Source organism: Bacteroidota bacterium (genome assembly GCA_013696965.1).
Taxonomy (GTDB): domain Bacteria; phylum Bacteroidota; class Bacteroidia; order JACCXN01; family JACCXN01; genus JACCXN01.
Map to the genome: position 1 here is coordinate 145,559 of JACCXN010000009.1, position 18,056 is coordinate 163,614.

At 33.5% G+C, this 18,056-nt stretch carries 16 protein-coding genes; 8 read left to right on the forward strand and 8 right to left on the reverse strand.

The window, feature by feature from the left end; genetic code table 11:
• Nucleotides 1-230: 230 nt before the first annotated feature.
• From H0V01_01820 to purS, 6 genes are all read left to right on the forward strand, one after another.
• Entirely contained in the window at nt 231-1,328 is a 1,098-nt protein-coding gene (locus H0V01_01820) for a lytic transglycosylase (protein ID MBA2582107.1), read from the forward strand.
• A 7-nt stretch (nt 1,329-1,335) separates the two neighbouring features.
• On the forward strand, nt 1,336-2,814 hold the full coding sequence (locus H0V01_01825) for a hypothetical protein (protein MBA2582108.1): 1,479 nt from the start codon (nt 1,336-1,338) through the stop codon (nt 2,812-2,814).
• Nucleotides 2,795-4,036 (forward strand): hypothetical protein, encoded by a 1,242-nt coding sequence (locus H0V01_01830; protein ID MBA2582109.1) that lies wholly within the window; start codon nt 2,795-2,797, stop codon nt 4,034-4,036. The genes H0V01_01825 and H0V01_01830 overlap by 20 nt, the downstream gene beginning before the upstream one ends.
• Nucleotides 4,037-4,151: 115 nt before the next feature.
• The gene (locus H0V01_01835) at nt 4,152-5,717 is read left to right on the forward strand and encodes an MBOAT family protein (GenBank protein ID MBA2582110.1); all 1,566 of its coding nucleotides are present in this window, start codon (nt 4,152-4,154) and stop codon (nt 5,715-5,717) included.
• Nucleotides 5,718-5,866: 149 nt separating this feature from the next.
• Complete coding sequence (pssA, locus tag H0V01_01840) at nt 5,867-6,709, forward strand: CDP-diacylglycerol--serine O-phosphatidyltransferase (protein MBA2582111.1); 843 nt, start codon at nt 5,867-5,869, stop codon at nt 6,707-6,709.
• The gene (gene purS / locus H0V01_01845; protein ID MBA2582112.1) at nt 6,693-6,947 is read left to right on the forward strand and encodes a phosphoribosylformylglycinamidine synthase subunit PurS; all 255 of its coding nucleotides are present in this window, start codon (nt 6,693-6,695) and stop codon (nt 6,945-6,947) included. The genes pssA and purS overlap by 17 nt, the downstream gene beginning before the upstream one ends.
• A gap of 86 nt (nt 6,948-7,033) precedes the next feature.
• Here the strand turns inward: purS and lptB are convergent, their stop codons facing one another.
• From lptB to tatC, 4 genes are read right to left on the reverse strand one after another with little or no spacing between them, the layout of a single operon-like run.
• Entirely contained in the window at nt 7,034-7,759 is a 726-nt protein-coding gene (gene lptB, locus H0V01_01850) for an LPS export ABC transporter ATP-binding protein (protein MBA2582113.1), read from the reverse strand.
• A 13-nt stretch (nt 7,760-7,772) separates the two neighbouring features.
• Nucleotides 7,773-10,214, reverse strand: a complete 2,442-nt coding sequence (locus H0V01_01855; GenBank protein ID MBA2582114.1) for a carboxypeptidase-like regulatory domain-containing protein — start codon at nt 10,212-10,214, stop codon at nt 7,773-7,775.
• Between the two features lie 33 nt (nt 10,215-10,247).
• Nucleotides 10,248-10,604 (reverse strand): carboxymuconolactone decarboxylase family protein, encoded by a 357-nt coding sequence (locus H0V01_01860; protein MBA2582115.1) that lies wholly within the window; start codon nt 10,602-10,604, stop codon nt 10,248-10,250.
• Nucleotides 10,605-10,607: 3 nt separating this feature from the next.
• On the reverse strand, nt 10,608-11,426 hold the full coding sequence (gene tatC, locus H0V01_01865) for a twin-arginine translocase subunit TatC (protein MBA2582116.1): 819 nt from the start codon (nt 11,424-11,426) through the stop codon (nt 10,608-10,610).
• A 203-nt stretch (nt 11,427-11,629) separates the two neighbouring features.
• Between tatC and H0V01_01870 the strand changes: the two genes are divergently transcribed.
• On the forward strand, nt 11,630-13,699 hold the full coding sequence (locus H0V01_01870; protein ID MBA2582117.1) for a hypothetical protein: 2,070 nt from the start codon (nt 11,630-11,632) through the stop codon (nt 13,697-13,699).
• A 235-nt stretch (nt 13,700-13,934) separates the two neighbouring features.
• Nucleotides 13,935-15,320 (forward strand): hypothetical protein, encoded by a 1,386-nt coding sequence (locus H0V01_01875; GenBank protein MBA2582118.1) that lies wholly within the window; start codon nt 13,935-13,937, stop codon nt 15,318-15,320.
• 3 nt (nt 15,321-15,323) lie between these two features.
• Here the strand turns inward: H0V01_01875 and H0V01_01880 are convergent, their stop codons facing one another.
• From H0V01_01880 to H0V01_01895, 4 genes are all read right to left on the reverse strand, one after another.
• Nucleotides 15,324-15,782: a hypothetical protein gene (locus H0V01_01880; protein ID MBA2582119.1), complete on the reverse strand. Its 459-nt coding sequence runs from the start codon at nt 15,780-15,782 to the stop codon at nt 15,324-15,326.
• 157 nt (nt 15,783-15,939) lie between these two features.
• The gene (locus tag H0V01_01885; GenBank protein ID MBA2582120.1) at nt 15,940-16,302 is read right to left on the reverse strand and encodes a DUF2304 domain-containing protein; all 363 of its coding nucleotides are present in this window, start codon (nt 16,300-16,302) and stop codon (nt 15,940-15,942) included.
• Between the two features lie 8 nt (nt 16,303-16,310).
• Nucleotides 16,311-17,021 carry a glycosyltransferase family 2 protein gene (locus H0V01_01890; protein ID MBA2582121.1) on the reverse strand — a complete coding sequence of 237 codons (711 nt, stop codon included), beginning with the start codon at nt 17,019-17,021 and terminating at the stop codon, nt 16,311-16,313.
• A 20-nt stretch (nt 17,022-17,041) separates the two neighbouring features.
• Nucleotides 17,042-18,007, reverse strand: a complete 966-nt coding sequence (locus tag H0V01_01895) for a KpsF/GutQ family sugar-phosphate isomerase (GenBank protein ID MBA2582122.1) — start codon at nt 18,005-18,007, stop codon at nt 17,042-17,044.
• Nucleotides 18,008-18,056: the final 49 nt, after the last annotated feature.

Consider the following 18,056-nt stretch of genomic DNA (forward strand, 5'->3'; position numbering starts at 1 on the left):
TTTTCACAGTAACGCAGATATTTAATAAAAATTTTGTTCTCAATCCCTGGAAATGCATTTGTAAATATAATTTATTTCCTTTATTTGGCAAAATAAATGGCACAAGCCTTTTGGTGAAAAATAAAAACCTTAGTCTTCTGTTAATTTTATCCCGGCTTTATTTTGAAATTCCAAAACTTAAATTTACTTTGCTTGCAATTATGACTATTTCCTGTTTGCTAATACCCAAAATGGCGCTAATAAAAAGAATAATCCTTTTTTGTGCGATATTATTTTCAAGTAGTTCTTCAATTGCACAGCCTTTAAATAATTTTTTTCAGGTGCTCTTTAAATCAATTGATGGTTCCCCAGCAAAAGAGTGGGTTGAATTTGAAAAAACGGATAAGAAAACCTGTCAGGAAAAGGTATTTGCACCTACTCCACTTTTAATTGAATTGGAATTACAAGGGCTTGGTTTTACAAACATCCAGGAATGGGACAAGTGGCGGGACTTTTTTTGCAAAAACAAAAACAGTACTTCTTTACTTATCGCTTTATCTGAGGCTTACTTCCCACATACTGATAGCGTTTTAAAAGCTGCCGGACTTCCTTATGTTTTTAGATATCTTCCCGTAGTTTTATCTGCTATGAATCCAAATACACAATGGAAATCGGGAGCTGGTTTATGGCATTTATATATTCCCTATATGGTTAATTCAGGTTTAATAATAGCTCCTGATTATGACCAAAGACTTGATCCAAAAAAATCTGCTTTAATAGCTTCTAAACGTTTGAAGTTTTTGCATGACAAAGAAAAAAACATTAAAAAAACTTTGCTTGCCTATACATTTGGTCCTTTTTCACAAACCAGTAAATCCAATTCATACACTGAGGAAGATTTGCTCGAAGCTTTTGCGGCAATAGTTTATTTATTTGAAAACAAAACGGAATTAAATTTTCCTGTTGCAAATTTAAAACTACCTAAAACCAAACAATTCTTATTGATAGATTCTATTCAATTGAATATGGATAAATCTCCTTTTAACCTTAATTCAATTGCTTTATTAAACCCTGCAAATGTTACCGGATATTACAGAGCCGGGGGAATTATTACTGTTTTACAACAAGACGAAGAGGCCTTTGAAAAATGGCTAAACAACCCTGTTGTTGAACAAGAGCAACAAAAAGCAATTGCTGTTGAAAAAAAATTTTACAAAGTTAAATCAGGTGATACATTATCTGAAATTGCCACCAAATATAATGTGACAACACAGGATCTAATGCAATGGAACAGCCTTAACTCATCCAGAATTAATATTGGCCAGGAATTAATTATATATGTAAAGTAGGTAAATAATGAAGCCGACAAAAATAGTCTATTTTATTTGTTTTGTTTTCCTCTTGCTTTTTCTTGTAATGGCTATTATGCCATCGGGGGGATATACTATTTACGGTGATTTTAAACTTAAATTTCCTACACTTGCTGGTTTTTTTATTCCAGAGCATACTGAGAAAAAAGATATTTCCTTTATTATTGAGGACATTCCTACTGAATCTCTTTATTTGAATGTAAGCCTTGATAGTCATTCCGATTCTCTCCAAATGGCAGTGAATGATTCTCTTCGTCAAACTTTATCAAAAATTCAATATCCGGGAGGCGACAGAAGTATTTTATACAGTTTTTTTGAAAAATTAAATTTGGCGTCAACTTCAAAAAGCCGCGTAAGAATTATGCATTACGGAGATTCTCAATTAGAGGGTGACAGAATAACAGGAATAATCCGACAAAAACTACAAGGTGATTTTAGTGGAGATGGACCAGGAATGTTTCCTATTATCCCTGTTTCAACTAAAGACTGGTCGAACAACAAATATTCTGACAACTGGAAACGATACACAGGATTTGGAAACATTGATACCAGTGTAAACCATAAAAACTATGGTGCTTTGCTTACCTTTTCAAGGTTCACTGATTTTAATGCTGATTCACTACGTGCAGATACCGCCTTTCATTATGCCTGGTTTGAAATAACTCCTTCATCAAGACCTGGTTCAAAGAGTTCGATATTTAGAGAAATAACTATGTTTTATGATAATTGCACAATGCCGGTATTTATCCAGGTTTTTAAAGACAATGAACTTGTAAGGGAAGATTTATTGCCGGTTTCAAATGTGCTCTCCCAATACAAAATTGTTTTTGATTCACCTGCATCTACAATCAAATTTACATTTAAAACAAAAATAAGCCCAGACATCCTGGGATTTTCAATTTCATCTCCCACTGGAATAATTGCCGACAATATTCCTATAAGAGGTGGTTCAGGAACAGAATTTTCAAAAATAAACAGGGAACATTTATCCAGAATGCTAAACATGCTGCAACCAGATTTGTTCATCATGCAATTTGGAGGGAATGTTTTGCCCTATATTGATTCAGAAAAAGAATGTAAGGATTATGGTGAGTGGTTGGAGGCGCATTTAAGATTGATAAAAAAAATGATTCCAAAAGCAGATGTAATTTTAATCGGCCCGGCTGATATGTCAATAAAAGAAGGGGATGAATATATTACACATCCTTTTCTGGAACAAGTTCGGGATGCATTAAAAAATGCAGCATTTAATACTGGATCGGCCTATTGGGATATGTATGAGGCAATGGGTGGAAAAAACTCAATGCCTTTATGGGTGGATGCAGAACCTGCTCTTGCTGCAAAGGATTACATTCATTTTTCAACAAAGGGAGCCTCAAAAATTGCCGGAATGTTTTATGAAACCTTTTCAAATGATTATAAAAAATGGAAACAAAAACACAAGAATGAAAAAACAATCCCTTAGTATATTTATATTCTTTTTATCTGTTCTTTTTAAAAACCTGCTCTTTGCCCAGGCATCTCCTTTTACAATGGAGAACTATCCATTTGTAAACAAGCAATACAACAAAATAAATATTTATGGCTCAGACAAAAAGTACAAAAACTTATATTCGAAAATGGAAAAAATGCTGCTTACAGGGCAGGGAAATATAAAAATTGTTCATTTTGGTGGCTCGCATATACAAGCAGACATGTGGTCAGGTCAGACAAGAAACCTTCTTCAGGAACTAATGCCGGGATCATCGGGTGAAAGAGGCTTTTTGTTTCCTTTTACAATGGCCAAAACAAACAGTCCATATCACTATCAAATTGATTATACAGGAAGTTGGACAGCATGCAGAAATGCAGAAAAAAGCAAAGATTGTTTGTTGGGTTTATCAGGTATATCAGTAACAACTTATGATTCAATTTCTACAGTAAAAATATATTTTAGGGAAGGCCAGCCGGCCTCTTATTATCATCAAAGAATAAAAATATTTCATCATTTAACCGATTCCTCTTTTGCAATTTTTCCTTTAAATTCAGGCAAATTCAAGGAAATTAATGATCCTAAAAATGGATTTACGGAGTTTGTTTTTGATCAAAAAAAAGACACTTTAGAATTTGAAATAAGAAAAACAGCTCAACAACAAAACTATTTTACTCTTTTCGGAATTAGTTTAGAAAATGATGAGCCAGGGTTTACTTATACCTCCATTGGGGTAAACGGTGCAAGTGTACCCTCTTATAACCGTTGCAGCTTATTAGCAACTCATTTAAAAGTACTCAAACCTGATTTGATTTTGTTTTCAATAGGAATAAATGATGTGCATGAGGGAGACTTTACAGAAGAAAAATACATGCAAAATTACGACACCCTTATTTTAAATATCCGGGCATTAATGCCTGATGTAGCAATTTTATTCACTACCAATACAGATAGTTATTACAAGAAGAAGTTTCCAAATAAAAAATCAGTAGAAGCAAGCCAGGCAATGGTGAAATTAGCTGAAAAACACGGAGCAGGAGTCTGGGATTTACTGAATGTAATGGGTGGTGTTGGTTCAATAAAAGAATGGGAAAAACAAGGAATGGCAAAAAGGGATCTTATCCATCTTACTCCAAACGGTTACAAAATAATTGGAAATTTAATGTATAATGCACTATTAAAATCATATATACAATACAGTATTGGAAACCCTTGAACAGTTTTTAATTCTTTTTTTCAGTAAGGAAAACTTTGCTCGGATTTTTCTTTTTTCGGAAGAAACGCCCTTGCTTTTCACGCGCTTTTTTTTCTGGGCGTTTTTCGCTCTTGTAATGGTTTTTTTATCCCTATTTCACAAGAGAATATGGCTGAGAAATGCTTTCCTGTTTTTTGTGAGTCTCTTTTTTTATTATAAAACCAGCGGTCTTTTCATTTCCATCCTTCTTTTTTCCACACTATGCGATTACACACTCGGATTAAGCATCTATAAAATGCAAAAAAAATCCTGGAAAATGTTGCTCACAGCTTTAAGTATTGTCATTAATTTATTTGTGCTTGCTTATTTTAAATATGCATACTTTTTTACAGATTCTTACAACGCATTATTTTCCACCAAAATTGAAATTTTCAACCATTTTGCTCATTGGTCCAATATTGCCTCAGGAAGTCAATATCAGGTAAATTCTATTTTATTACCCGTTGGTATTTCTTTTTTTACATTTCAAACCATTAGTTATTCCATTGATGTTTACAGAGAAAGAATTAATCCTGTGCGGAACATAATGGATTTTGGTTTTTATGTGAGCTTCTTTCCCCAATTGGTGGCAGGGCCCATTGTTCGTGCAAATGAATTCATACCTCAATTATATAAACCTTATGATCTGGATAAAAAAGCATTCGGATTGGCCGTTTTTATGATTTTAAATGGAATGGTCAAGAAATTAGTTCTTGGAGATTATATAGCAGTAAATTTTATTGATCGTGTGTTTGATAATCCTTTGTTTTTTACTGGTTTTGAAAATTTACTCGCATTATTTGGGTATAGTTTACAAGTATATGCAGATTTTTCAGGATATACGGATATGGCAATAGGTATTGCTCTACTTATGGGCTTTCGATTGCCCAAGAACTTCAATTCTCCTTATAAGGCAAAAAACCTGGGTGAATTTTGGCAACGCTGGCATATATCCTTGTCAACCTGGCTAAAAGATTATTTATATATTCCTTTAGGAGGAAATCGCAAAGCCTCTGCATTTACCTGGATTTGTTGCATTTCTATTTTATCTATAGTTTTATTATTATCTGATGATATCTGGTTGAGAATATCCATTGCCAGCTTTGCTGGTGTTTTCGGATTAATGATGTTGTTGGTTTTGTCTTTCAGAAAATGGATGGTAACCAACATAAATTTAATGCTGACTATGCTCTTGGGTGGATTATGGCATGGAGCCAGTTTTCAATTCATTATTTGGGGGGCCTTAAATGGAATTGGCCTTGTTGTTTATAAAAACTGGAAAAAAATAAGCCCTTGGGAAAACAGTACAAGGTGGTTTGCAAACGCTTGGAAAATAGGTCTTACTTTTATTTTCATCACTTTTACAAGGATTTGGTTTAGGAGTGAAACAATGAATACTTCATTTGACATATTAAACCAGATTTGGAATAATTTCAGACCAGACCTTATTCTTGAAATATTAGGCTCTTACAAAACTGTTTTTGTAATTATGCTCTCTGGATTTGTTATTCATTGGTTACCTGGTAATTTTAAAGAGGGTTATAAAAACTTTTTTTCCAGTATTCCATGGTATGCGCAGGCGGGCATTTCAACTTTAATAATTTTCCTTGTTTATCAATCCCTTTCAGCAAAGCTGCAGCCCTTTATTTATTTCCAGTTTTAAAAATGAGACCTATTTCTTAACTTAAATTCCAAAAAAAATCTTTAAAGGAAGCTATAAAAACAAAGAATAAAGTTGGAATTAAACAATTAACATCAAAAAACGAAATTAAAAATATATTTTTGTAAAAGGAAAAACAGCCAATCATAATGATCAAAAAAAACATACCAAATTTCATAACCTGTCTTAATCTATTAAGTGGTTGTTTAGCTGTTGTGGCTGCTTTTCATGAGCAAATAATCTGGAGCTGTTATTTAATAGGCTTGGCAGCAGTTTTTGATTTTTTTGATGGCTTAGTTGCTCGTTTATTCAAAGCTTATTCTCCAATTGGAAAAGATTTGGATTCACTTGCAGACATTGTAAGTTTTGGCGTAGCCCCTGGGGTAATACTTTTTCAAATGATTACCATTAGTTTTGAGGCCTATTCAATTCCCTTGTTCGAACGATCATTGCAGGTGCTTGCATTTGCATCAACAGGATTCCTGGTTACAATTTTCGGGGCAATTAGGTTGGCAAAATTCAATATAGATGAAAGACAGGCAACTTCTTTTCTTGGATTACCAATACCAGCGGGAGCTATATTTATTGCTTCATTAATCCCTGTATTGGTATGGGAGCATAGTTTGAACCTTTATCATCCTCCATCTAATGAAACACTAAATCAATTAAGAGAGCATTTTTATTTCAATGATTTTGATATTGCCTCTACTGAACTACTTTTCAACCCCTGGTTTTATATCATAGTAAGTATTGTAATTTCATTGTTAATGATTTCTGAAATACCTTTGTTTGCAATGAAGTTTAAAAACATTAAATCAAAGGAAAATATTATTCGTTTTTTGTTTATTCTTCTATCTTTGTGGCTCGTTTATGAGTACAGATTAATAGGAATTCCATTTATTGTTATTCTTTATGTTTTGTTATCTCTAATTGATATTGTAATAAAGAAAATTTTAAACCATTTTAACCCTCCCACAAATGAAATTCAGAGCTGAAATTGACATTATGCCTTTAAAAGCATTACTTGATCCTCAAGGCAAGGCTGTAACATCAGGAATGAAAAACCTTGGCATGTCAGAAATCAGTAATGTAAGGGTTGGCAAACATATTACGCTTGAAATTGATGCTGAGAGCAAAGAAATTGCACAAGCTAAAACAGAAGAAGCATGTAAGAAGTTACTTGCCAATCAGATTATGGAAAGCTATGATTTTAAAATTGAAGTTGCTGAATAATTCATTTAGCAATCATTCAATGAAATAAATTTTTGAGGAAAAAACGGGCGCATTTGCTTTAATTTGCCTGTAGGTTTTTTAAATAATTACTTCCTTAATTCAAAATTCTTACCCAAATAAACTTTTCTAACCTGTTCGTCAGCGGCAAGTTCTTCGGCTGTTCCTGCTTTTAGTATTTTACCTTCAAATAAAAGATAAGCCCTATCCGTAATGGTAAGGGTTTCATGAACATTGTGATCTGTAATTAAGATTCCTATGTTTTTGGCTTTTAATTTATGAATAATTCCCTGGATGTCTTCAACAGCAATTGGGTCTACTCCTGCAAAAGGCTCATCAAGAAGGATGAAATTTGGAGAAACTGCAAGTGCACGTGCAATTTCAGTTCTTCTTCTTTCACCTCCAGACAATAAATCACCTCTGTTTTTACGAATATGTTGAAGCCCGAATTCATTAAGCAAGGATTCTAACTTTTCCCTTTGCTCCTCCTTGCTAATGTTTACCATTTCTAGCACAGATTTTATGTTATCCTCAACACTTAATTTTCTAAAAACAGAGGCTTCCTGTGCTAAATAACCTATTCCTTTTTGCGCCCGCTTATACATGGGTTCATTTGTGATATCATCATTATCCAGGTGTATTTTTCCTGAATATGGTTTTATCATTCCCACTATCATGTAAAAAGTTGTTGTTTTTCCAGCCCCATTAGGTCCAAGCAGACCAACAATTTCACCCTGTTTTACTTCAACAGAAACTCCTTTTACAACCGTTCTGCTCTTGTACTTTTTAATCAGGTTAGTGGCGGTTAAAATCATAATTATGAAAATCTTAAAAAGTAAATTGTATTGTTCCTCTTATACCCCATTTCTGAATGTCAGGATTGTCAAGGTATGAGAGCCTCCAAAGCGCATCAATCCTTAATACTTTAAAAATATTCTCAACCCCAAAACCTGTTTCAACATAGGGTTTGCTGAGCGATTGCATATTACTAGGCAAAGACATTTGTTGCCTGTTTTCGTCTCTCAATGAACCAATAACACCTTTTGCCAAAGCTACTTCTCGCCATTTTAATTTACGCATAAAAGGTATTTTATCCAGGAAAAAACCCCCAAAATGCTGTTCCAATGAAAGGCTTAAATATTCATCACTTACAAACTCAAAATAATTCATCATGTTAAATGAATACTTGTCATAAGAATATGTTTCATTACCCGGATGAAGCTCTAACAGAGCATAAGGGAGATTTCCCCAAACTTTACCTGCTTCAAACATATAATCCAAATAGCCAAAGGGCGCTGTTCGTATAAAATTATGCACATTAAAGGTTGCTCTCTGGTATTCATACTGCCCTCCGAAAAGGCCTTTAATTCCAAGGGCATAATTTAATTGAAATATTGGATAATTTGTTCCCAGGCTTATTCTTTCAAATTCACCAGAAACAAACTTTTCACGGTAAGCAAACCGAGTATAAACATTAATTTCGGAAGTAGTGATTTTAGGCACTATAACAGTAGCATCAGGGCTATTTTGTTCGAAAGAAATTGAATCAGTTGGATGTAAAGTACGGTTATTAAAGGTAAGCCGGTTAGAAAAACCGCTAAACCATTCTCTTTCATAAAACGCCTGGTATTGATCAACCAGAATAAGCTTGTAAAAAGGGTTGCGTCTGAAAGCTGAGGCTAAAATATTATCCTGTCGTAAGGCATTTGGACTTTGGCCTAATTGTTCCATGTCATATTTAATTGAACCACCAACAGCCTGTCGGGGTGTTTTACTCAGGAAATACTTGAAACCTGCTCCATATTTAAATGCTTCATCTAAAAAACCATAGGCACCATAACCCTCCAATTGAAGCCTTGTACTAAATGAGTTACTGGTTCTTCCCCCTAACCGTATGCGGTTTCCTTCAATTTGATTAAAACTGTAAGTAGTAAAATAAGGGCCTAATTCAAATTTACCTATTACATGATAACCCGAAATAATCAGAGCCAATACATCAACATAGGTTTTAAAAGCAGGTACTGATTTTATTGAATCTACAAGCTGATAAATTGCTTTTTCCTTTTCTTGTAAGGAATCATGCCTGCAATCCATCCAGTACTCATTTGCCTTATCTGATGCATCTGCATCAACAATTACATCATCAGTTCCTGAATAGTATGAATCGGGACGGGGTTTATTGATTACAAAGTTTTTATAGGACGATATTTTCCTTCCATAAATACCCATTGAATTGTCAGCCATATTAAAATCGACTGTCAGTTTATCCTTGGTCATCATCCATACTCCATCAAATAGGTTGAACTCCTGGTATGCGGAAAAACCGTTAACAAAATTGATGTTTGCATCAGAAGCTATTGAAACTTCAATCCTACTTATTGCGAAAGTAGTGTCATGAACCCAAAAATCGCCGGCAAAGGTTGGTTCCTGCCTTCTTCGTGGCATAAATGAAACATGGTAACTCCAACGGTCATCAATATGTGTGCTGTCAATTAGATAATATTTGTAGTATAAAAGGCCGAAATCAGCAATGGGACTTATAAAACTTTTCCCGAAAACAAGAATATAATTATCATAGATATTTACATTTTGGTAAATATCTCCCATAAACTGATTGATGCTTTCATTTTTAACTCCGGATATCTTTACTGCTTTTATTTGCTCCTTAAGGGCACGTGGTTTTTTTCGATAAACCATTTCAGACAAAGTTTCGGTAATAAACATAGGTAAGGCAGGTTTCTCTCCTGTGGAATCTATATTGTCGAAAATAAATTTAAAGTTTTTGAAAATCTTCTTGTCTTTATAGGAGTCAGGAATGTTGTTTAAATCAAACTGGACTTTATTATACACCTCATACTCAAAGGATTCTAAATTCTCCCTGTTGTTTTGCTGTTTGTTTTCAATTACTTTTTTCAATAATACATGAGCAGGGTTTTCACCAGGCTTAATTATCACTTCTTTTAATTGAACACTTCCGGGTTTAAGTTCAAAATTAATGGTTTGGGTTCTGTTTCGAATAAGGGGTTTGGTTAATGGATCGTATCCAACGGAAGAAACCATAATAGAATCAGTCCACTGATTGGTCTCCATTAAGAATTTACCATCAAAATCTGTAGTAGTTCCAATCCTGGTTCCTTTAAAAACCAAGTTTACAAAAGGCAGTGCCTCTTTTGTTTCAGCATCTATTACTTTTCCCATAACTTTTGTGTTTTGAGAAACAACAACAAGAGAGGAGAAACCAAAAATAAGGGAAAATATAATTTTTCTCATTTGCTTTTTAAACAGCAGTTTTTACTAAATATTTTAATTGTCCGCCTTAATATTACAAAGTTCTTCCCAAAACTCCAACGCTTTTCTTGTATGTGGAATTACAATGGTGCCTCCAACCAAATTGGCTATAGAAAAAACTTCGAAAAGTTCATCCTTACTCAATCCTGCCTCAAAGCATTTCTCAAGATGGTATTTGACACAATCGTCACAACGCAAAACCATGGATGAAATAAGGCCAAGCATTTCTTTTGTTTTCAGAGACAATGCCCCATCTTTATAAGCATTGGCATCAATATTAAAAATTCTTTTTAAGGTTAGATTATCGGCAGCAAGCAATTTATCATTCATTTTACTGCGATACGCATTAAATTCATTTACCTTCTTACTCATAAATTAATTTTTTATTTGTTTTCTAAGGGTAATAGCTGAAATAAAAATGCTTATTTCATATAAAACAAGAATTGGTATGGATACCAAAATCTGACTTGAAATGTCCGGAGGAGTTATAATGGCAGACAGAATTAATATTACTACAATGGAATGTTTTCGATAGATACGCATAAAAGCAGGAGTAACCAGACCTATTTTAGTTAGGAAATAAACTAGAACAGGCAATTCAAAAACAAGCCCTGATGCAAGAGTTATAGTGCTGATAGTTGAAATATAGGATAAAAGGCTGATTTGATTTGCAACGGCAGCACTAACCTGGTATGAGCCCAGAAAATTAACAGACAATGGGGCTACAAAATAATACCCAAAAAGAATACCCATTAAAAAAAGAATAGATACAGAAAAAATAAATACTCCACTGTACTTTTTCTCATGAGCATGTAAAGCCGGCATTACAAATCGCCAAAGCTCCCAAACTATGTATGGGAAAGATAAAACTATTCCTGCAATCACGGAAACCAGAATATGAGTAGAAAACTGGCCGGACATATCGATGTTAATGAGCGTGAAAGGAATTTCGGTAATACACAAGGCTCCTTCAAGATAAGCGGCTTTTGATACCTGACATAAAAATCCATAAGTCCAGAAATCAACATTTTTTGGAGCAAGGATTACAAAATCAAATATAAAAGACTTATTTAAAAAAGCAGCTAAAGTAACTACACCAACTGCAATTGCAATTCGCATCAAATGCCAGCGCAAAGCCTCAAGGTGTTCTAAAAAGGACATTTCTGCCTTGTAATGTTCCGGACTATTTGACATAAATTTTGTAATAGGAGGTAAATATAGGAATTTTAACGCCTTTTTTACAGCTTGATTTTAATTAAAAAACATCGCAACAATATCCGTAATATACTTCATGACGCTTCGTTTAAAGTTATATTTTGTTTTCATGAAAAAATATTATTTGGTTCCAAACTGCTTTGAATGATAATTTTAATAATTTTAAACCGCATTTTAAAGCCATGAATAACACACCTAAAGGTATTTTTAAAGATTTGAAATTTTATCTGATCTTCTCTTTAATTGCAATTTCTGCTTTAATTACTTACAGCAATCATTTTGAAAATGATTTTCATTTTGATGATGCACATACTATATCAGGAAATGCTTTTATAAGGGATATAAAAAACATTCCTCTTTTTTTTAAAGATGGCACAACATTCAGTACCCTTCCAAGCAATCAATCCTACCGGCCTGTTGTTTCAACCACACTGGCAATTGATTACTGGGTTGGCAATAACCTATCTCCTTTTTACTTTCACCTGGACAATTTCATTTTTTTCCTTTTACAGGGATTGCTCATGTTCTTCTTTTTTCTGAAAATATTTGATTTAACGTTAACAGGAAAAGCGAATTTTTTTCTTGCAATGTTTGGTGTTGCTTGGTATTTACTTCATCCTGCCAATGCTGAAACAATCAATTATATTATTTCACGGTCTGATTCCTTATCAACTTTTTTCCTTTTGCTTGGATTCATCTTGTTTTTATTCTCTCCTTTATCACGAAAATGGCATTTATACCTAATTCCTGTTGCAATAGGAGCATTGGCAAAGCCTACTGCTGTTATGTTTGCTCCTCTTTTAATGGTTTATGTTTTTCTTTTTGAAACAGAAATAAAACCAATGGAAATTTTCAAGGCAAAAAATTTCCAAGCACTAAAAAAAGTAATAATCATCAGCCTACCCTCCTTTATCGTCTCTGGACTGGTATATATTTTCATTCAAAAAATGGAACCTGAAACGTGGGTGGCAGGTGGAAATTCCGTATTTAATTATCTAATTACACAACCTTATATCATTCTGCATTATTTTTTAACCTTTTTTGCTCCTGTTAATTTGAGTGCGGATACTGATTGGAGGACGCTTAGCTCAGTGGCTGATCCACGATTTATTATTGGCATTTCCTTTTTAATGTATCTTTTATATGTCGCTTTTATTTGTTCTTCAAAAAAAGAGCTTAAACCAATTGCTTTTGGAATCCTTTGGTTTTTAATATCTCTTGTGCCATCCTCAAGTGTTATTCCATTGGCAGAGGTTATGAACGATCATCGAATTTATTTTCCATTTGTAGGTTTAATGATTAGTGTTTGCTGGACAATTTATTTAGTAATGAACAAATATATTTTGGTGAAAATTGAAACATCAAAATTTAGTGTTTCAATGCTGGCTGTTTTGCTCCTTTCGGTATATGCTTTTGGGACACATCAAAGAAATGAGGTTTGGAAAACAGGAGAATCCTTATGGTTGGATGTAACCCTTAAAAGCCCTGAAAATGGACGAGGACTAATGAACTATGGACTTACTCAAATGTCAAAAGGGAATTATACTGTTGCTGAACACTATTTTTTAAAAGCGCTTAACTACACTCCAAACTATTCTTATTTGCATATTAATTTAGGTATTTTAAAAAACGCTTTAGGGCAGAAAAAGGAAGCTGAAAATTATTTTCTCAATGGTGTTAAATATGGACCAGATAATCCAAATACGCATTTTCATTTTGCTGATTTTCTTAAAAAAAATAAGCGATTAAAAGAGGCGGAGGAATCCTTGCTTTCATGCATTGAAATTAGTTCTGGCCATTTAAATGGAAGGCATTTATTAATGCAGTTGTATTTCGATAACCGTGAATGGGAAAAATTAACAAGCCTGGCAAATCAAACCCTTCACTATTTCCCTCAGGATAAAACAACACTTCTTCATCTTGAAAATTCTAAAACAAGAAAAGGGAAAATAGAGTTACTAGTTGAACAAATGCAAACAAAACCAACTCCAGAAGGTTACCTAGAATTAAGCCTTTATTATTATGAAAAAGCAGACTATGAGAAATGCATAGAATCAGCTAAAAAAGCATTGGAACTAAAACCGGAATTTGCTGAAGCATATAATAATATTGCAGCTGCATATGGAGCAATGGCAATGTGGGAACAGGAAATAGTTGCATGTGAGCAAGCTCTAAAAATAAATCCAAATTTACTTATTGCAAAAAACAACCTTAATTTAGCAAAAAGCAAATTGACCAATAAGAATCAATAAAAGTTTGAATTAAATAAAAAAAGCAAATATGAATTAATTCTTAATAAAAAAGTTCTTTATTTATCAGAACATTTATTTTGAAGCAATACCCGATTATTCCAAAATAAATTCGTGTATTGTAGGTGAATTTTGCATTGCTAAAAAAGTGCTCAAAAGCCAGAATAAGTTAAAGGTTGGAACTTGTAAGTGAATAAAAAAACCTTACTTAAAGAATAAATAAAAAGTTTTAAAAAGTATGCTTCAACCCATTTACAAATATATTCCCTGGATAATTTCTGCATGGATAATCGTTATGCTGGCCTCATTAAAATTTGGTTGGCTTGATCCCTTTTTTTGGGCTGCACAAAATGCAAAGGTGCAAGGAATCGATTATTTTGCCTTACCCAAGTCATACCTCAATCTGTTAGAAGGCAGAAGCGCATTTAATACCTGGGCAGGGAAAAGTTATGGACCTTATGCAACCTGGTATATAGGCCACCCTGCTTTTAGCGTTTTTATAATGTCTTGGTTTTCTTTTCTTTCACCCTGGAACAGTTATGCAGCATTCGTTGTTTTTTCCCTTATGGTAATGCTTTATTGCGGATACCTCTTTTCTAAACATGCTATAAAAATTGAGCAGAAAAGCATTTACTACATGCTTTTATTGGTTTCGTTTCCTGTTTATTGGATGCTTTATGTTGGAAATATGCACGCCCCATTGGTGCTTGCTACAACACTTTTATTATTGGCTGTATATGAAATAACCTATGCTAAAAACATGATTGAGGAAAAAGCCGCGGGAATAAAATTATTGGCGGGCTTACTTATCTCTTTTTTTTCAAAACCCATTGTCATTTTGTTGATGCCAGCACTATTGGTGGTTAAAGAAACACGAAAGAATGCTTTTATCGCATTAATCCTATACATTATTGTTTCATTAGTTTTTATTCTAGTACCAATGTTAAATCCTGAAGGTGTTGGATTAAACCGTCTTTTAAATGTGGTTTTTGATTTTAATTACATTAAAGAAACCATGAATATTTACAAAAACAAATTTGTTTTAACAGAGTATATGAAAGACAATGGAATTCATTGGATGAATCTTATTGCCCAATCAGAACATAGATTAAATCATATTGAAGTTTTTTCACTTCCTGTTTTTATCGATACTTTATTAGACAAACAATTATCCTCCTCCTTTTATAAAATTCCTTTGTATACATCTTTGTTATTTTCACTGGCATTGGCTTTTATACAAGAAAGAAAAACGCGTTTAAATGTTCTATTATTGATTGTAATGGGAGTTTCCTTGAGTTTTTTTTTGAGTTACAATACAGTTTGGGAATATCAGTTTGCAACGGTGTTGCCTGTTATTGCAATGTTATATTTGCTTAAGGAGAAGCAATTGTTTTCTAAAGAATTAATAAAAATAATGCTGGCAACAGGAGTGTTTTTTTACCTGCCAAGTTTTTATTTTTTGATCGATAAATCAACTATTGATTCTTCTTCATTATCTCTAATCCGTGTAAGCCGGGTTTTACCCGCTTTAATTCTTTTTATGCTTATTTTTTATAAAACTGCCCAGCTTATTTTCACATCTGTGTATTCAAAAGTGTTAAATCAGAAAAGCCAAGCAGATTAGCCATTATTTTCCTATGGTTGATTCCAACTTCTTTTTTTCGTCTTTTGCCCAAGCCAGGTTGTTCTTGCCAAGTTGAAAATCAGGAGAGAGTTCAATAGCCTTAGTTCCCGCTTCAATACCTTTATCATATTGCTTAAGTAGTGTATAAGCTACGCAAAGATTGTTATATGCAATATGGCTCTTTGGATCCATTTCAATAACCTTCTGAAGATGCATGATACTTTTTTCAGGCATGTTATTGTTAATATAGGCCACCGACAAGTCAATAAGGTTGCCCGATGTTGGATTGGAACTGGCAATTGTTTCCATTTCTTCAAGAGTAGGAGCCTTTTTTTGTATTGTTTGCTTTTCAACAACCTCCACTGGTTTTGGAGCCTTGCCTGATTCATAAACAATATACAATAATGGAAATATTATTAGGCCTCCTATTACTAAATACATGGAAATGTTGGTTGTTTTCATCTTAATTTAATTTTAAACTTTTTTTATGCAATATTAAATATTTCCTGCACTCAATCAAAAACCATGTCTCTCATTTGATTTTACATTTCAGGTAGAATAAAACAAATTTTAATTTCAACAAATTGTAAAAAAAGAGCATTTAGAAAAAAAAATATGCTTAATCTATCTGATGGTTTTCTTTGTAATTACTTTTTAATTCTTCCTTGATCAAGGCTATTTCCTGGGCCAAAGTTTTGTTTTGTTGTTGCAACTTAGAACCAACTACAGACAAATGAAGCAGGTAAATAAGTATGGCAAAAATGGCTCCTGTAAATACCAGGTTTGGAGGAGCATATATGCCGAACATTTCCGCTACCACATCAAGGCCTGATCTCCAAAAAGAAAATACAACAAGAATGATTGTACTAATTATCCATACAATGGCATATTCCTCTCTTAGTTTACCTTTTACAATAAGTCTTCCTATATATAAAAGAAAAGCAATGCTTACAACAATAGCAATAATCTGAATTTTTTCCATAACTATAATTACCTTTTAAAACGGATATAAGTAAAAAGAATAGCCAAACTGACTTTAAACATGTAATAAATAGAAGACACTGCATTTATTGAAGAAACTCCACCCTGCCGCGCTTTCATTACTACTGCAACCTCATGAATTTTTAATTTATGAATGGAATACAAAATTATAGCTTCAGGTTCTGGATATTCATCTGGATAATATTCAACTGCAACTTGCATTGCTTTTTTATTTATCAACCTGAATCCTGAAGTGCTGTCACTTATTGATTTTCCTACAATAATTTTATTTATGTACTTAAAATAATTAATTCCTATCCTTCTGGCAAAACTCGATTGAAATCCTTTTTTATCAATAAATCTGGAACCAATTACAACATCAGCACTATCATTTTGTAAAGCAGAGATAAGTTTAGGAATTTCCTGAGCTGGGTGTTGCCCATCTCCGTCCACTTGCATTACATAATCAAAACCATTTTGCCAGGCCCATTTTATTCCTGTTTGTACAGCTCCGCCAATTCCCAGGTTAACCGGCAAATTCAACGCTATGCAATTGCAATTGTTAATTATTTCTTTTGTTTTGTCTATTGAACAATCATTCACCACCACTATTACTGCATGCAATGCAACTTGGCCTAGAGCTAAATGAATATCATTAATAACTGCTGCTATTGATTTTTCCTCATTAAAAGCAGGTATAACAATTGCTAGTTTTTCCAAAGGTGATGTTTCCACATTAATCAAATTATGCCTTCCCTTAGTAAATCATGAAAATGAATAAAACCACAATATTTACCCTTATCGGTAACTATTAATTGTGTAATATTTTGGCTTTGGAATAAAGCAAGTGCATGTACAGCCAATTCTTCTGCCTCAATTGATTTAGGCCCTACCGACATAATATCCCTGGCTTTAAGCACAGAAATATCAGTATCTTTCTGTAGCATCCTTCTTAAGTCTCCATCTGTAATTATTCCTTTCAACAATTCATTTTCAACTACCGCTGTGGCACCTAATCTTTTTGAAGATATCTCTAGTATAACATCTTTCAATGAGGAGTCCATTTTAACCAGAGGCTTCTCATTTCCTTTGCATAAATCATATACTGTCATATATAGACGCTTTCCCAAAGACCCGCCTGGATGGTATTTTGCAAAATCAGCAGAACTGAACCCTTTCAAATCCAATAAACAAACAGCAAGGGCATCGCCAAGGGCAAGTTGTGCAGTTGTACTGGATGTAGGAGCGAGGTTATTGGGGCATGCTTCTTTATCAACTGTTGCATTTAACACAAAGTCGGCCTCATTTGCCAGATAGGAAGAAATATTACCTACCAATGCTACCAATTTATTTCCGTTTTTTTTAACCAAAGGCACAAGCACCTTAATTTCTGGTGTACTCCCACTTTTAGAAAGACAAAGAACGATGTCATCAGTTTGCACAATACCAAGATCACCGTGAATTGCATCAGCAGCATGCATAAAGATAGAAGGAGTGCCGGTGGAATTTAAGGTGGCCACTATTTTACTGGCAATAATAGCGCTTTTTCCAACTCCTGTTACAATTAATCTTCCTTTTGAATTATGTATAAATTTAACGCATTCAGCGAAATCAACATTTACGAAATCTGCAATTTTTCTTACTGCCTCGGCTTCTGTTTTTAAGGTTGTTGCAGCGATTTTAATTATTTCATCGTTTGTTTTCAAATCTTCATATAATTTTTTATAAAAACTATTTAAAATAAATGATATTATA

What these genes read in the sequence shown, in the direction of transcription:
- H0V01_01820 (MBA2582107.1), top strand. Translation starts at nt 231, where the DNA reads ATGGCGCTAATAAAAAGAATAATCCTTTTTTGTGCGATATTATTTTCA.
- H0V01_01825 (MBA2582108.1), top strand. Translation starts at nt 1,336, where the DNA reads ATGAAGCCGACAAAAATAGTCTATTTTATTTGTTTTGTTTTCCTCTTG.
- H0V01_01830 (MBA2582109.1), top strand. Translation starts at nt 2,795, where the DNA reads ATGAAAAAACAATCCCTTAGTATATTTATATTCTTTTTATCTGTTCTT.
- H0V01_01835 (MBA2582110.1), top strand. Translation starts at nt 4,152, where the DNA reads ATGGTTTTTTTATCCCTATTTCACAAGAGAATATGGCTGAGAAATGCT.
- purS (MBA2582112.1), top strand. Translation starts at nt 6,693, where the DNA reads ATGAAATTCAGAGCTGAAATTGACATTATGCCTTTAAAAGCATTACTT.
- lptB (MBA2582113.1), bottom strand. Translation starts at nt 7,759, where the DNA reads ATGATTTTAACCGCCACTAACCTGATTAAAAAGTACAAGAGCAGAACG.
- H0V01_01855 (MBA2582114.1), bottom strand. Translation starts at nt 10,214, where the DNA reads ATGAGAAAAATTATATTTTCCCTTATTTTTGGTTTCTCCTCTCTTGTT.
- H0V01_01860 (MBA2582115.1), bottom strand. Translation starts at nt 10,604, where the DNA reads ATGAGTAAGAAGGTAAATGAATTTAATGCGTATCGCAGTAAAATGAAT.
- tatC (MBA2582116.1), bottom strand. Translation starts at nt 11,426, where the DNA reads ATGTCAAATAGTCCGGAACATTACAAGGCAGAAATGTCCTTTTTAGAA.
- H0V01_01870 (MBA2582117.1), top strand. Translation starts at nt 11,630, where the DNA reads ATGAATAACACACCTAAAGGTATTTTTAAAGATTTGAAATTTTATCTG.
- H0V01_01875 (MBA2582118.1), top strand. Translation starts at nt 13,935, where the DNA reads ATGCTTCAACCCATTTACAAATATATTCCCTGGATAATTTCTGCATGG.
- H0V01_01880 (MBA2582119.1), bottom strand. Translation starts at nt 15,782, where the DNA reads ATGAAAACAACCAACATTTCCATGTATTTAGTAATAGGAGGCCTAATA.
- H0V01_01885 (MBA2582120.1), bottom strand. Translation starts at nt 16,302, where the DNA reads ATGGAAAAAATTCAGATTATTGCTATTGTTGTAAGCATTGCTTTTCTT.